General features: G+C 62.8%; 17 protein-coding genes and 1 pseudogene. 7 read left to right on the forward strand and 11 right to left on the reverse strand.

The window, feature by feature from the left end; all coding sequences use genetic code 11:
- Positions 1-524 precede the first annotated feature (524 nt).
- The gene (locus tag K359_RS0114195) at positions 525-788 is read right to left on the reverse strand and encodes a hypothetical protein (protein WP_029079946.1); all 264 of its coding nucleotides are present in this window, start codon (positions 786-788) and stop codon (positions 525-527) included.
- Positions 789-1125: 337 nt separating this feature from the next.
- Here K359_RS0114195 and K359_RS0114200 point away from each other — a divergent pair, with 337 nt between their 5' ends.
- The 4 genes and pseudogenes from K359_RS0114200 to K359_RS61230 form a co-directional block, all read left to right on the forward strand.
- A complete protein-coding gene (locus K359_RS0114200; RefSeq protein ID WP_029079947.1) occupies positions 1126-1509 on the forward strand; it encodes a universal stress protein in 384 nt (127 codons plus the stop codon).
- A gap of 800 nt (positions 1510-2309) precedes the next feature.
- On the forward strand, positions 2310-2723 hold the full coding sequence (locus K359_RS0114205) for a hypothetical protein (protein WP_029079948.1): 414 nt from the start codon (positions 2310-2312) through the stop codon (positions 2721-2723).
- The gene (locus K359_RS0114210) at positions 2720-3358 is read left to right on the forward strand and encodes a hypothetical protein (protein ID WP_029079949.1); all 639 of its coding nucleotides are present in this window, start codon (positions 2720-2722) and stop codon (positions 3356-3358) included. Before K359_RS0114205 ends, K359_RS0114210 begins: the two co-directional genes overlap by 4 nt.
- Before the next feature lie 225 nt (positions 3359-3583).
- Positions 3584-3667 (forward strand): annotated as a pseudogene (locus K359_RS61230) (SOS response-associated peptidase); the annotation flags it as partial.
- Between the two features lie 352 nt (positions 3668-4019).
- On the opposite strand, the gene K359_RS0114220 reads toward K359_RS61230, so the two are convergent.
- The 4 genes from K359_RS0114220 to K359_RS0114235 form a co-directional block, all read right to left on the reverse strand.
- Positions 4020-4373 (reverse strand): hypothetical protein, encoded by a 354-nt coding sequence (locus K359_RS0114220; RefSeq protein ID WP_156928494.1) that lies wholly within the window; start codon positions 4371-4373, stop codon positions 4020-4022.
- Between the two features lie 105 nt (positions 4374-4478).
- A complete protein-coding gene (locus K359_RS63270) occupies positions 4479-4667 on the reverse strand; it encodes an AlpA family transcriptional regulator (protein WP_051346127.1) in 189 nt (62 codons plus the stop codon).
- 38 nt (positions 4668-4705) lie between these two features.
- Positions 4706-5260, reverse strand: a complete 555-nt coding sequence (locus tag K359_RS63275) for a hypothetical protein (protein WP_029079953.1) — start codon at positions 5258-5260, stop codon at positions 4706-4708.
- Position 5261: 1 nt separating this feature from the next.
- Positions 5262-5642, reverse strand: coding sequence for an Arc family DNA-binding protein (locus K359_RS0114235; RefSeq protein ID WP_084518388.1), 381 nt, complete (start codon positions 5640-5642; stop codon positions 5262-5264).
- 89 nt (positions 5643-5731) lie between these two features.
- Here K359_RS0114235 and K359_RS51925 point away from each other — a divergent pair, with 89 nt between their 5' ends.
- From K359_RS51925 to K359_RS61235, 3 genes are read left to right on the forward strand one after another with little or no spacing between them, the layout of a single operon-like run.
- Complete coding sequence (locus K359_RS51925; RefSeq protein WP_035976566.1) at positions 5732-5944, forward strand: hypothetical protein; 213 nt, start codon at positions 5732-5734, stop codon at positions 5942-5944.
- A gap of 6 nt (positions 5945-5950) precedes the next feature.
- On the forward strand, positions 5951-6205 hold the full coding sequence (locus tag K359_RS51930) for an AlpA family transcriptional regulator (RefSeq protein ID WP_084518389.1): 255 nt from the start codon (positions 5951-5953) through the stop codon (positions 6203-6205).
- Positions 6156-6416: a hypothetical protein gene (locus tag K359_RS61235; RefSeq protein ID WP_156928495.1), complete on the forward strand. Its 261-nt coding sequence runs from the start codon at positions 6156-6158 to the stop codon at positions 6414-6416. Before K359_RS51930 ends, K359_RS61235 begins: the two co-directional genes overlap by 50 nt.
- On the opposite strand, the gene K359_RS51935 is transcribed toward K359_RS61235, so the two are convergent.
- From K359_RS51935 to K359_RS0114270, 6 genes are all read right to left on the reverse strand, one after another.
- Entirely contained in the window at positions 6395-7471 is a 1077-nt protein-coding gene (locus K359_RS51935; RefSeq protein ID WP_245284601.1) for a tyrosine-type recombinase/integrase, read from the reverse strand. The genes K359_RS61235 and K359_RS51935 overlap by 22 nt on opposite strands.
- Positions 7437-7799 (reverse strand): hypothetical protein, encoded by a 363-nt coding sequence (locus tag K359_RS64370; protein WP_245284602.1) that lies wholly within the window; start codon positions 7797-7799, stop codon positions 7437-7439. Before K359_RS64370 ends, K359_RS51935 begins: the two co-directional genes overlap by 35 nt.
- 682 nt (positions 7800-8481) lie before the next feature.
- Positions 8482-9279 (reverse strand): enoyl-CoA hydratase/isomerase family protein, encoded by a 798-nt coding sequence (locus K359_RS0114255; RefSeq protein ID WP_029079955.1) that lies wholly within the window; start codon positions 9277-9279, stop codon positions 8482-8484.
- Positions 9280-9343: 64 nt separating this feature from the next.
- A complete protein-coding gene (locus K359_RS0114260; protein WP_029079956.1) occupies positions 9344-10540 on the reverse strand; it encodes an alanine--glyoxylate aminotransferase family protein in 1197 nt (398 codons plus the stop codon).
- 128 nt (positions 10541-10668) lie between these two features.
- On the reverse strand, positions 10669-11952 hold the full coding sequence (locus K359_RS0114265; protein ID WP_029079957.1) for an MFS transporter: 1284 nt from the start codon (positions 11950-11952) through the stop codon (positions 10669-10671).
- Between the two features lie 67 nt (positions 11953-12019).
- Positions 12020-13222: an alanine--glyoxylate aminotransferase family protein gene (locus K359_RS0114270; RefSeq protein WP_029079958.1), complete on the reverse strand. Its 1203-nt coding sequence runs from the start codon at positions 13220-13222 to the stop codon at positions 12020-12022.
- Positions 13223-13350: the final 128 nt, after the last annotated feature.

The following is a 13350-nucleotide window of genomic DNA, read 5'->3' on the forward strand; positions in this document are numbered from 1 at the left end:
AGCCGTCGTCTGCATCACCAGCGATGAAGGCGACGCGCTTGCGCCCGGCACACTGTTACGATCCGCAACCCCACGCGTTGGGATGCTGCCCGCTTCAGCGCCGTGAGCGGACATTATCAGCTAGACCAGTCATGTCCGGGAAGGGCCAATAGGCGACATGGCCTCGCGTCAACGAAAGAGGCCGCCAACTGAGGCGGCCTTACTTGATGGCCCAGTAGGCCAGCATGCCCAGCCCGGCTAAGGTTGCAATGAGCACGCCAGTCTCGAAAAGACGGCCGTCTCGATCTCGGCTCATGGAAGCTCCATCGCCTGATGCTAGATTGGCCTCAGCAACCTTTGGGGGCCTGTGGGAAGGGAGGCTGGTTGCTGAGGCCATCTAGCGGCCCGTTTGGTGCGGACGGGCCGACCAGCCCTCAGTTTGCGAAAAACGCAAACGCCCATGATTGCTATCGGAGCCTACGTCGGGGAAATTCGGCAATTCCAGTGCAGTTTGTGCCAAGCCGTAGAACTACGGGGATGGACCGTCAGCGGCCTCTACCGGCATTGTCCGCCCTCAGAGATGTCTTCAGCAGCAAGGCGATGTCGCGATCCGAAATCGCAAATCGGGCCGGATCGACCGGAGCGGCGAGCGGCGGGTGCCTGACCCGCCGCAGGAGCCAAGCACGAAACTCCATCCGGTCGAGCCTCAACGCCGCCTTCAGACCCGCCTTGAAAAACCGCTCGCGCTGCGCCGGATCGAGCCGCGCCCAGCCCTGCATCGTGGCCTCAAACAGATCGATGCGCCGCATCTCGCGAGCCCTTTGAAAAGCGGATCGGGCAAACAAACATCGAAAAACGAAAAACGTAAATATGCTGAAGGGGCGCCGTCGCGCGGTCCCCGCGTATCATGACATGCCCAGAGGGACCCAAAAATCGAAGCAGGGCGGTGGGCGGGTCTTCGAGGTCCCCGCCACGCGCTGCGCGCCTGATCATTGACGACCTGCGGCGCTGGTGAAAACAAATTCGGCGGCAGGGGCCATCGACAATGGGCCGATAGATTGATCCATCTCAAGTCCGTATCCGAAACGCGGGCCCAGCTTCACATTCGGAAGGCAGCGATACGTCCAGATAATCGGGAGGTGAAGCATGTACCGGCATATTCTCATTCCGACAGATGGGTCGAAGCTAGCGGAGCGTGGGGTGGCGCATGGGTTGGCGTTGGCGAAATCCGTTGGAGCCAAGGTATCTGCAATCTACGTTGTGGACCCGCTGCTTGCAGTGACAGGCGACTTTGCGAGCGTGTTGGATCACGCGGCAAGCGCGGCCAAGAAAGCTGGTGTTTCCTGCGAGACAATTCAGGTGGAGAACATGCCACCCCATGAAGCCATCATCGCAGCCGCCGAGGACAACGGCTGCGATCTCATTGTTATGTCATCGCATGGGCTCAGCGGAGTTTCCATGCTTCTAATCGGCAGCGTGACAAACAAGGTGCTGACCTACGCGAAAACCCCCGTACTGGTTTGTCGGTGAATGTGCAGACCGCTCGAAGATGGGTCGCTCGCGGGTCGGCCAGCGGCAAGTTCGGGCATGGTCCGCTATGCCGCCGAAAAGCGGAAGTGAGCTATCCTACGGCGACGCCCGCGCGGTGCGCGCCGCGAGGCGATCTTGCGATCCGGCGCAGCATCGAGCGGGTCGTGTTCGAGGTACGCACCCAACGTCTGCCAGCAGATTGCCGACAAGTGCGGTGAGCCGCCTATTTAGGGAATAGGGCTGACAAAGCATGCGACGTGAAGTGCTAGTAGCACGGTCCATAGGGGTAGTACCCGCAGCGCGGCCTAGCGACCACCGCTCCCCCTACTACTGCTCCTCCCACTACCGCTCGCCGTGTCGTTCGACGTGCAACGCCCGCGACACTCACGGGGGTCAACGGTCGCCCCACACGGGCTTGCGCGCTATCAACGGACAGTAAGAGGCCGTCATTTTTTGACCATCCAACCGAACCGGAAACTCCACACACGACAACGGCGGCAACTAACAAAGCTCGTTTCAGGCCGATGTGTCTCATAACGGCTTCCTTTCCCTAGTAGGAAACCAACTGTGTCTGAACCAACCCTGCGAATGCTTGATCCATGTCAACGTTCCTTGGGAAGCCAGAGCGCGCGGTCCGATGGGCTTCTGGCCTCCTCGGACCTCCCGGCATGTCTGCTTTTGTGCCGCTGCTCGGGGGCAAGCGGACATTGCGCTCCGGCCCTCCCGTTGGGCCCGGCACGCTATCCACCGCAAGCTGTAGCGGCTTGCCCGCTCATCGTGGCCGGGCGATCCTCGCTCGCATGGGCACCAAATCGCGTGAGAGCATCTACGGCGCATCGATTCCGGCGGCGGCAGAGCGAGCGACCGAAGCGCGCAAGACCGCCGACCGTCTGGCGTGTGAGGCGTGGAACAAGCGCATGCTCGGCTTTCAGGGACCGGCGCAGCCGTCGCCCGCGCTCGGAGATGCCCTCAATGCCGGATACGGCTATCTCGAAGTCAAATGCCTTGGTTGCAATACCAATCAGACCGTCGCGCTCGACATCGTGCGACGACCGAAGTGCACGCCGGTCCATGAACTGGAGCGCTACATGCGGTGCAAGGACTGCTCGCAGGTGCGCGGCTATCCGTACAAGCGGAGCCATCTGGTGGCGCTGCGGCGGACCAAGTTCAGCGCGAGCGATCCGGCGTCAACGTGGTGGCCGGGCGAACGATGAAGGTCCGGATCGCGCTGACTGAGTGGCAATACAATCTCGACACGGATCGGGTTGACCATTTGAATGCTGCCCCCGATGGCAAAGAACTTCGCGCCCTCGCCGTCGCAGAGATGCAGGCGAACATTCAGCACGCCAGCTTTTGCTGGCAAGCGGGCAAATCCATGGTGGGTTGCTTCCGGGTCAAGGTCACCATTCCGTGCACGGCACCGACATACGATTGGCTGTTTAACGGGCCGACAGGCTATCGTGCACACTACTACAGCTCGGAAAATGAAGGCGAAGCTTTCAATCAGTTGCTTGTCGGCGGGCTCGTGTCCTTGTTGTTGCCTTTCCCGCGTTGGCAAGAATTCGATCAGTCAATCGATAGGCTCGGAGAACGATCACTGCGCGGGCCATGGTCGAAACTTGGTTTTGACGATGCGGCGTTTTCGGACACCCCACCGCGGCAATTGCTTGCCCGCCGATGGATCAGCCGAAGCGGGGGATGCGACCTGAGAGGTCTTCGCGCCCCAAGGCCAGTCGCACCTCACTTACAGTTCTACGGCACGTGGATATTGCGCGCCACGCGCGAATGCCAACTAGACGCGTCCAAAGCGGATCGTCCCTGTGACATTTGGTCGAGAGGTTACGCTTGATCGCACAGGTGTTAGACGAGAGTCACAGGTGAAGTCTGGCGCAAAGTGCTTAGTCTGCGAGGACGAAGGCTGGGTCTGCGAGAACCATCCGGACCAGCCCTTTGCCGGTCCTCACGCTTGCCGCTGCGGCGGCGCTGGCATGCCGTGCCCGAAGTGCAATCCGTCGAGCCGGGACGAACCGCCGCGCCTGCCGAAGGGCTTCAAGCATGATGACGGAGCGCGATGATGTGCAACCTGTATTCGATCACGACGAACCAAGCCGCCATAGCGGCGCTGTTCCGCGTCATCAACCGCTATACCGGCAACCTCACGGCTTGACCGTGTGCAGCCGCGACCTCGTTTCGGAGCGGCAACAACGAACGGCAGATGTCGTGGGCACAGCCCTCGAAAAAATAGTAGATCGCTCCCTCTCCGTCGATTGTGTGCCACTTGTTCATCAAGTATTCGAACTCCGATGATCTATCCGCATCCAAGTGGCTTCCGCCGATCTTATTTGCCAAGAAGGTGATCACTGCCCGTGGCTTGATGGGACGCTCTCCAAGGATGATCCAGGTTCTTTAGCGACCGTGCCTATTGTCGCCCGTCCCCCCTGTTTTGGTCCCCGTTACCCCCTGCTTTGGTCCCCCGTGCGCTGCCGCTTTGTCAGTCTCCACGGGGGACGCTATGTCGGTCCTCCCATGTCGGTCCCTCGTTCAGGCGGCATGAACAGAGAAAAGTTTTGCTTCTGATCGTGGTGTCCGCCAGCGCCTTCATTGCGACCGACGAAGCCGTGAGCCACCAGCGCGGCGACACACCGCCGCGCCGAGCGAGGAGAAATGCAAAGTTCTGCCGCCAGCGTCCTGTAGCCGGGGTCGCACCGACCATCTGTGCAGTTGAAGTGGATGCCGAGCAGGACTGCGACCCGGAGTTCGAACAGCGTCAGCACGTCGTGCTGGTTGAGGATCGCGCGAAGCCATCGGTCGCGGCCCCTGTGCCCAGAAATCGCCTGCGGCTTGTTGATGCTGGTGATCGGCATGGACGTGTCCCGGATTTCGGGGTACATCGTCGCTGCTGTTCCAAGGCAGAGACGATGCATCCCATCGAATAGAGAGCGCCCGCCGACCCCGGCGGGCGTTGTCGTTTATGCGACTGGGCGCGCCTCGAAGCGCTCGGCCATCCGGTCGGCCAGCCAAGCGCTGACCTCGGCCTCGATCCAGCCGACTTTTTTCTCGCCGAGCTTGATCCGCTTCGGGAACAGGTTCTTGGCCTCAAGCCGCCAGATCGTGTCGTTCTGCAGGCGGGTGAGCGCGAGGACTTCGCGCTTCAGCAAAATCTTCGGTTGTGGAAGCCTACGCCTTCCGGCGCGGCCTAACTCGCGGGGATAAATCGGGCCGCCCAAAAACTTCGGGCGGCGAGCAGCGGCAGCAGCACATCGCGGGCGTGAGCATCCTCGCCGACCTGCGCGGCCAGCTCCGCAATGATCGCGGCGCAGCGGTCATGATCGTTGCCGGTGAGCGCGAGCACATAGGCGCGGCCCATCGCCTTGCGCCACGCGACCGCCTGCGGGTCTCGCTCCGCTGCCTTGGCCTTCCGGCGTAAGGTCGACGCCTTGCCTGCGAAGGTCGCGGTTGATCCGCTGCCTGCCCTGCGCTGATAGGTGACGAGCGTGCCAGCGCCAATCAGGCCGCGTCCGCGCTTGCGGCGAGGGCCGACATCTTCACAGGCGACCGCCTGACCGAGCATCTGAGCCGCCACCGTGTCGAAGGCGTCGGCTTCGCTTGCGCCAAGCGCTATGAACGCATCTGCGCGGTTGATCGCGAACCGTTCGGGATCGTGGACGAAGGTTTTTCGCGGTGCTCCGCGCGGTCTCTTCGTGATGGCCTTGCGTGAGAGCTTCAGCTCCGTGCTCATCGGCGGCCACATCCTATTTCTCGACGTTGTACGGGTCGCGACCGCTGAGCCGGGCCTCATGCTCGCGGACCAGACTTTCCAGTGCTTCCATGCGGTCGAACAATTCGCCGGTCGAGGTTTGTAGCTGTTCGACGGCATCGCCGTGGCTCAGGCCCTTTTCGAGCAACTCAATCAGCATTGAGTTGATCGACAAGCCGCGTGCTGTCGCCAGCCGCGCGATCTGGTCGCGCAGCTCGGGCGTGTATCTCAAAACGAATTGCGGCGCTGTCTTGCTTGGCGGCTTGGCCGGTGGATCGACCACTCTCGCTGACGCAATTGTCCGCTCTATCTCTGCGAGGTTTTGCTTGAGGCGGCGAGATGCCGCATTCTTCGATCCTGCTCGCTTCTTTGCCATCACATTCCTCGATGCCGCCGCGCGCTTGACCGATGCTAGTAACCTTACTAGTATCCGATCCGTCGCCACGTAGGCAAGGTGATATTATAATGAACAAGAAGAAGCATCACTGGGCCAAGATGCTGGTCCGGCTTCCTCCACCGTTGAAGGCGTGGGTCGTGGAGGAAGCGGAACGAAACTGCGCCAGCCATAACAGCGAGGTCATTCGCTGTGTCCGCGAGCGCATGGAGCGCGAGAAGGCCGCCGCGTCGCTGGCCAAGGCCAAGCTGCGTGGCGTTGCCGCCTCCGCTGCTGCGGAGTGACGCCAAATGGACCGGCCCGAAGACGGCGCACCCGAGAAATCCGGACTTCGGCGCATGCTCAACGAAAAGCAGGTTCTGGAGATTGTGCCGGTCAGTGCGGTGACGCTCTGGCGAATGGAGCGGGATGGCCGCTTTCCGCGCGGCACCTTTATTTCCCCGAACAAAAAAATCTGGTGGGCCGATGAAGTGGCCGCGTGGCAAACCGAAGTCGATGGACGCGGTCGCGGGCGGCGGCACCATCCCACCCGACCGAAATCCTGAAGCACCCATCGGGCGGTGCGCATCGCTGGTGCGTTATTCCGGGGCCGACGCTACCCAGACGCCGGGCAGAACGCCGATGCACAAGCGGCCAAATGGCGGGTTTCACCGGATTTCAAAAAGAAAAAGCCCGGCCAGCGATGTGCTGACCGGGCCTGTTCAATCCAACACGATGTTGGATTTCCGCGTTGATCAGGCGGCGAGCCGCCGCTGATCGCACTCGATGGCCTTCACTGGTTCGCCGATGATCCGCCGCAGCTCGATCGCCCACGCGTCGAGCACCGCGCGTTTCTTCGCCACACGGGCGCGCGTAGCGAGGTTGTAGACCTTGCGGGTGATCGCTGGCAGTGGCTTGCCGTTCTCGTCCTTGTTCGCCTGATGGTCGAGGCAGAGCGAGATACCGGCCTCCGACAGACCCAGCTCTCCGCACATCGTCGCCGCCGTGCGCCGCAAGTCGTGCGGCGTGAACGGCGCGATATCGAGCAGCTCGCAGATGCCCGGTGTGTGCGTGACCTTGACGCCCTTCGCCAGCTTCTTGGTGCCGCGCAAGGCGTTGTGCATCGACGAGCGCGACAGCGGCGCATCGCCGAAGCGGCCCGTGAACGCATATTCGTAATTGCCCATCGCCTCCTTGATAATCTCCAGCGCCAGATCGGAAAGCGGCTGGTTGATCACGCACCGCTTCTTGACCCGCCGCGCCGGAATATCGACGCTCGGGGTGTCATTGTCCGGGTTCAGCTCGTCGCGGTGGATCGGCAACAACTCGCCCGAACGCAGCATCGAGACCAGCGCGAACCTGATCGCGTGCCGCGTCTTGCGGTCCCACGGCATGTCCTCGCGGTCGAGGCCGTGCCACAGCGTTCTGATCTCGTCCTCCGTCAGCACGCGGTCGCGCGGATGCTCCTCGTCCAGCGGCGGCAGGTCGATGCAGGGGCTGGCGCTGACATAGTCGCGGCCCGCTTGCGCGGCCCATCGGAACAGGCCCGAGGCGGCGCGGCGCATGTGGCGGGCATTGCTGGTCGACGGCTTGCCCAGCTCGCCGTTGACGATGGCGTCGGACAGCGTTGCGATGTCGTGCTTGGTCACTTCGCTCGCGATCTTCTTGCCGAGCCGGGGGCTGAGGAAGCGCCGCAAATGGCTGGCGACGTTCTCCCAGCTTTCGATCCGGGGCCGCATTTCGCCATCTGCCTTGCGCACCGGGGTCTTGATCCACTCGATTCGCTCCTCGATGATTTCATCGACGGTCTTGCCCCGCTTCGCCTGATGCACCTTGCGGTCGCGGAAGGTCTCGGCGAGCGCCGCAGCGCCTGTGCCCCGCAGGCTGTAGACCCTGCTGCGGGCATCCTCGATGGCGAAGGTCTCGGGATTGTAGACGGCCGAGCCAGCCGGTGCGCTGCTTGCCGGTCGCCGGATCGGTGAACTTGAACGAGAAGGTCGCCACGCCAGCCGTGGTGATGCTGACGTAAAGGCCGGGGCATTTGCGGTCGTAGATTTTGACCCGGCTGGTGACGCGCTTCTCGCACATGCGGTCGGTCAGGATGACGCTGCTGTTGCGCGCACGCTTGCTGGCAGGTTCGGTGGTTGTGGTAGTATCCATGGTGGTTTCAGGCTCCTGAAGGGTTTGGGACCATGGTCTCGGTCTTGGGCCTCTCAGTCCTTGGAGGGTCGCGAGAGGCTTAGGGCCGGGACCTAGATTTGGCGAAATGCGCTGAAAGCCCTCGAATGAGGGTAGAAGAAAAACCCTTTATTTAAAGGGTTTTGTTGCTTTCAGCGTCTTTCACCGACCTTCAAAATATAGCCCACACGACTTCACCGTCCGCTTCGCGTGCTCTCGTCAGCGCCACGCTCGGCGTCCACCGCATCCCACACCGCGTTCGTGACGACCGCGAAGCGCCCCTCGATCGGGTGAGACGGCGGAGTCATAACACTGAGTTGCCCTTACGATAAACCGAAATATTCTCGCGGAAGGGCTGGACAGGGTGTGTCGCATTGATTTGTCGGGTGAAATTAGATTTTACGCGCATATTCACCCTCTCCAGGTCGCGCCGATGGAAATTTGAAACCGAAGGGTGGGGTCGCCCGTACAATTGCAATCGGACGACCCCTGCCGACCACTTCCAATTGCCCCCTGCCATTCAACAGGTGCGATAGCCGACCCCACAAATACGCAGCAACCATGATCCGGTTTTGCTGCGCAATCCGGTCATTCCTTTTCGTCTGACCAGTTTGGGCTATATGGCGCGCGTTGGCGCGACCTGGAGCAAAGCGTGAAACCGCCGTTACTTGCCCTTGAAGTTCGGCGCGCGCTTGTTGAGGAAGGCGTCCATGCCTTCGCGGAAATCCTCGCTCATGTAGGCGCGCAGGATCAGGTCTTCGCCTTCCTCGCGCGACAGCGTGCGGCGGATGCGGCGCACCGCTTCCTTGGTCACCTCTAACGTGATCGGCGCATGGCCAGCGACAAGCTTGGCGGTCTCGTTGGCGCGGCGCTGCAGCGTCTCGACATCGGGGACGACTTCGGTCAGCAGCCCGAGCGCCAGCGCTTCCGGCGCCTCGACCAGGCGCGCCTTGAAGATCAGATCCTTGGTCCGCGCCGGGCCGATCAGCGAAACCAGCCGCGAGATGTTGGACATCGAGAGGCAGTTGCCGAGCGTGCGCGCGATCGGGAAGCCGATCCGTGTCGCCTCGGTGCCGATGCGGATGTCGCAGCATGCGGCAATGCCGGCGCCGCCGCCGGTGCACGCGCCGGCAATCGCTGCGATGACAGGCACGCGGCACTGTTCGAGCGTTCCCAGCACGCGGTCGATCCGCGCCTCATAGTCCAGCGCATCCTGGGCGGTCTTGAAGGCGCGGAACTGCGAGATGTCGGTGCCCGAGGCGAACGCCTTGTCGCCGGCACCGGTCATGATCAGCGCCTTGATGGAGTGATCCTGATTGATGCTCTCGCAGATCGAAGCCATCTGCTCATACATCGCAAAGGTCAGCGCATTGCGCGCCTGCGGCCTGTTGAACGTGATGCGCGCGATCCCGTCCTCGACGGAGTAGATCAGGTCTTCGGTCGAAGCGACGGGCGCGTTCATGTCTCGCTCTTTCTGTTCTCTGAGATTCGATTTCAGGCGACGGCCTTTTCAAGCAACAGCCTCTTCAAGCAACAGCCTTGGACGCCTGCGACGGGTCGCGTCCCTTCAGGACTTCCATCGCCGCCAGCACGCCGCCGCTGCGATGCGGCACCTTGGCGAGATCAAGGCCCATCTCGACGCCCGACAGCGTGCCCATCAGCATCAGGTCGTTGAAGTGACCGATATGCCCGATCCGGAATACCTTGCCCTTGACCTTGTTGAGGCCGGTGCCGAGCGACATGTCGAAATTATCAAGCACGACCTTCCGGAAATGATCGGCGTCATGGCCATCAGGCACCCGCACCGCGGTCAGCGCCGGCGAGTGCGCGCCCTGCTCCTGGCACTGCGTCTCCAGGCCCCAGACCTTGATCGCGGCGCGCGTCGCCTCGCTGTGGCGCTTGTGGCGGGCGAAGACGTTGTCGAGCCCCTCCTCCTCCAGCATCTTCACGGCCTCCCTCAGGCCGAACAGCAGGTTGGTCGCGGGCGTGTACGGCCAGGTGCCGGCCTTGTTGATGTTGATGACCTCCTGCCAGTCCCAATAGGAGCGCATCGCGGGATTGGCCTTGGCCACTGCCAGCGCCTTCTCCGACACGGCGTTGAAGCCGAGGCCGGGCGGCAGCATCAGTCCCTTCTGGGAGCCGGCGATCGACACGTCGATCCCCCAGGCATCGTGCTCATATTCAAGCGAACCGAGGCCCGAGATGGTGTCGACCATCAGCAGCGCCGGATGCTTCAAAGTGTCGAGGATCTTGCGGACGTCGCGCGGATAGGTCACGCAGGCGGTCGAGGTCTCGTTATGGACCACGCAGACCGCCTTGATCTTGTGCGCCTTGTCGGCGGCAAGCCGCGCCTCGATCTGCTCGAGGTCGGCGCCATGGCGCCAGTCGCCCGCAATGAAATCGACGTCGAGCTTGAACTTGTCGGCGATGCCGTGCCACAGCACGGCGAATTGCCCGGTCTCGCACATCAGAACCTTGTCGCCGGGTTGCAGCGTGTTGACGATCGCAGCCTCCCAGGCGCCGGTCCCCGACGAGGGGTAGATGATCACGGGCTGCTTGGTGCGGAACACACGCTGCATCGCCGAAAGCACGGCAAAACCGATCTCGGCGAATTCGGCACCGCGATGGTCCATGGTCGGCATATCCATGGCCCGCAGCACCCGGTCCGGCACGTTGGTCGGTCCCGGAATCTGCAGAAAATGCCTTCCAGTATGCACGGTCATGAGCGTCTTCCCGGTCTTGTCTTGGTCGTGGTGAGCCGCTCGCATATCACTATTCGCCGGGTTTGTCCTAGGCCCGGCGAGGGGCCGTCATGCATATCTGACGGCGCTCCACCACCGCCGACGGCCCCTCATTCGGCGGCCACCATCCTTCCCGGTGCCACCGGTTCGCTCGCCTCCGCGAACGGCCGCTCCGGGTGCATCAGCAATGCCGAGAAACCACCGACCAGCAAGAGCCCCATCGACATCAGGAACGGCAGGTACCAATTGCCGGTCGCGTCGATGACGAAGCCGGCGACCAGCGGCGAGACGATGGCCGCAAACGCCGAGCCGGAGTTCATGATCCCCGCCGCGGTGCCGGAATATTTCGATGCGATGTCCATCGGGATCGACCACATCGGGCCGATCACGAGCTCGGCACAGAAGAACCCGGCCGACAGGCTGAGCGCGACCACCGTGATGTCGTGAACGAACAGGATCGGCATCAGCGACAGCAGCGCGCCGGCGAATCCCACGATCGTCACGCTGAGCCGCGCCAGACGCACATTGCCGGTGCGCTCGAGGATGCGGTCGGAGATGACGCCGCCGATGCTGTCGCCGACGACGCCGGCGAAGAAGACGCCGGATGCGAACAGCGCCGAGTTCTTCAGATCGAGGCTGTAGTTGTTCTTGAAGAACAGCGGCAGCCAGTTGAGGTAGAGCCACAGGGACCAGCCGTAGCAGAAATAGGTCAAGGTCACCGGCCACATGCGCTGCAGCAGCGGCCCCCACGGCACCTTAGGCCGCTCGCCTTGCGGACGCGGCGGCAGGGTCGCAAGCTCGGCTGCGGTGATCGAGCCGTGGTCGCTCGGCTCATTGCGGAAGTACCAGACCCACGCGACGCCCCAGATCAGACTGACAATACCGAGCGCGATGAATGCGCCGCGCCAGGTCAGCCACAGGATCAAGAGCGCGACCACCGGCGGGGTGACGGCATTGCCGAGCCGCGCGAACGAATGCGTCAGCCCTTGCGCGAAGCCGCGCCGCTTGGCCGGCGTCCAGTACTGCATCGCGCGCGTCGCGGTGGGGAAGGTCGCGCCTTCGCCGAACCCGAGCGCGAAGCGGGCAACGAACAGCGCCGTGAGACCATGGACAAAGCCGGTCATGATGGTCGCCGCAGCCCAGATCATGCCGCACCAGAACAAGGTCTGGCGCGGCCCGAAGCGATCGCCCACCCAGCCGCCGATCACCTGGAACAGCAGATACGGATAGGCAAAGGCCGAGAACACCAGGCCGAGCTCGGTGTTGGACAGGCCGAGCTCCTTCTGGATATCGCTGGCCGCGGTGCCGATGTTCACCCGGTCGACATAGGTGATGAAGTACATCACGCAGAGCATGGCCAACACGACATGGGTGGCCTTGAACCGAAGCCTCATCTCCTCCCCTTCCCTGATCCGCGATTTTTCTGAGTTCGTTGGCTTGCGGGATGCCGTGGACTGCTGATTAGGTGCCGACCACTTTCAGATGCGCCGGTGCGTTGCGCTGATCGCGCTGCTCGAGAAGCCGCATCGCGGCCTCGACGCCGCCCGGGCGATGCGGGACACCGGCGACCGACAGTCCCATCTCCACGCCGGTGAGCGCGCCAAGCAGCGTCAGCTCGTTGCACTCACCGAGATGGCCGATGCGGAACACCTTGCCGGCGACCTTCGACAGGCCGGCACCGAGCGACATGTTGAAATTGTCGAGCACGACCTTGCGGAACTGATCGGCATCGTGGCCGGGCGGCATCATCACCGCGGTCAGCACCGGCGAGAATTCCGACGGTTCCTGGCAGAGATTCTCGAGCCCCCAATGATTGACGGCCGCACGTGTCGCGGCGGCGAGCCGCCGATGCCGGGCGAACACGCTGTCGAGCCCCTCCTCCAGCAGCATCGCGATCGCTTCGCGCAGCCCGTAGAGCAGGTTCGTCGCCGGCGTGTAGGGGAAGAAGCCCTTGGCGTTGGGCTTCAGCATCTCCTCCCAATCGAAATAGGAGCGCGGCATCTTGTTGCTGCGCGACGCGGCGCGCGCCTTATCCGAGATCGCGTTGAAGCCGAGGCCGGGCGGCAGCATAAAGCCCTTCTGCGAGCAGCTGACGCTGACGTCGACCTTCCACTCGTCGTGCCGGAAGTCGACCGAGCCCAGCGAGGAAATGGTATCGACCATCAGCAGCGCCGGATGCGAGGTGCGGTCGATCGCGGCGCGGATCTCCGCGATGCGGCTGGTGGCGCCGGTCGAGGTCTCGTTGTGGACGACCATCACCGCCTTGATGCTGTGCGCCGTGTCGCCGGCGAGTCTCGCCTCGATCTCGGCGGGGTCGGCGCCGCGGCGCCAGTCACCGGGCATGAAGTCGACCTCGATGCCGAAGCGGCCGGCCATCTGGCGCCACAGCGTGGCGAAGTGGCCGGTCTCGACCATCAGGACCTTGTCGCCCGGCGACAGCGTGTTGACGATCGCGGCCTCCCAGGCGCCGGTCCCGGACGACGGGAAGATGACCACCGGTCCTGCAGTCTGAAACACCTTCTGGCTGCCCTCGAGCACGGTGCGGCCAAGCTCGCCGAATTCGGCGCTGCGGTGGTCGATGACCGGCATGTCCATCGCGCGAAGAACGCGGTCGGGGACCGGGCTCGGTCCCGGGATCTGGAGAAAATGGCGCCCTTGATGCATGAGAACCTCCCAATCGCCGTGCTTCGGTCTGCTGATTGGCTATTTTGCATTCATTTTTTGTATTTTCAACGCATATTTGGTATTCGATTGGAGACGTCGACGCGACCCTGTGGGTAAATTATTGTCCC

Source organism: Bradyrhizobium sp. th-b2, assembly GCF_000426785.1.
GTDB classification, from domain to species: Bacteria; Pseudomonadota; Alphaproteobacteria; order Rhizobiales; family Xanthobacteraceae; genus Bradyrhizobium; species Bradyrhizobium septentrionale.

Coding starts and splice junctions, on each gene's coding strand:
- K359_RS0114200 (WP_029079947.1), top strand. CDS start 1,126: ATGTACCGGCATATTCTCATTCCGACAGATGGGTCGAAGCTAGCGGAG.
- K359_RS51930 (WP_084518389.1), top strand. CDS start 5,951: ATGGACCGGCCCGAAGACGGCGCACCCGAGAAATCCGGACTTCGGCGC.
- K359_RS64370 (WP_245284602.1), bottom strand. CDS start 7,799: ATGGATACTACCACAACCACCGAACCTGCCAGCAAGCGTGCGCGCAAC.
- K359_RS0114260 (WP_029079956.1), bottom strand. CDS start 10,540: ATGACCGTGCATACTGGAAGGCATTTTCTGCAGATTCCGGGACCGACC.
- K359_RS0114235 (WP_084518388.1), bottom strand. CDS start 5,642: ATGGCAAAGAAGCGAGCAGGATCGAAGAATGCGGCATCTCGCCGCCTC.
- K359_RS0114265 (WP_029079957.1), bottom strand. CDS start 11,952: ATGAGGCTTCGGTTCAAGGCCACCCATGTCGTGTTGGCCATGCTCTGC.
- K359_RS0114205 (WP_029079948.1), top strand. CDS start 2,310: ATGGGCACCAAATCGCGTGAGAGCATCTACGGCGCATCGATTCCGGCG.
- K359_RS0114255 (WP_029079955.1), bottom strand. CDS start 9,279: ATGAACGCGCCCGTCGCTTCGACCGAAGACCTGATCTACTCCGTCGAG.
- K359_RS51925 (WP_035976566.1), top strand. CDS start 5,732: ATGAACAAGAAGAAGCATCACTGGGCCAAGATGCTGGTCCGGCTTCCT.
- K359_RS61235 (WP_156928495.1), top strand. CDS start 6,156: ATGGACGCGGTCGCGGGCGGCGGCACCATCCCACCCGACCGAAATCCT.
- K359_RS0114220 (WP_156928494.1), bottom strand. CDS start 4,373: ATGCCGATCACCAGCATCAACAAGCCGCAGGCGATTTCTGGGCACAGG.
- K359_RS0114270 (WP_029079958.1), bottom strand. CDS start 13,222: ATGCATCAAGGGCGCCATTTTCTCCAGATCCCGGGACCGAGCCCGGTC.
- K359_RS63275 (WP_029079953.1), bottom strand. CDS start 5,260: ATGTGGCCGCCGATGAGCACGGAGCTGAAGCTCTCACGCAAGGCCATC.
- K359_RS0114195 (WP_029079946.1), bottom strand. CDS start 788: ATGCGGCGCATCGATCTGTTTGAGGCCACGATGCAGGGCTGGGCGCGG.
- K359_RS0114210 (WP_029079949.1), top strand. CDS start 2,720: ATGAAGGTCCGGATCGCGCTGACTGAGTGGCAATACAATCTCGACACG.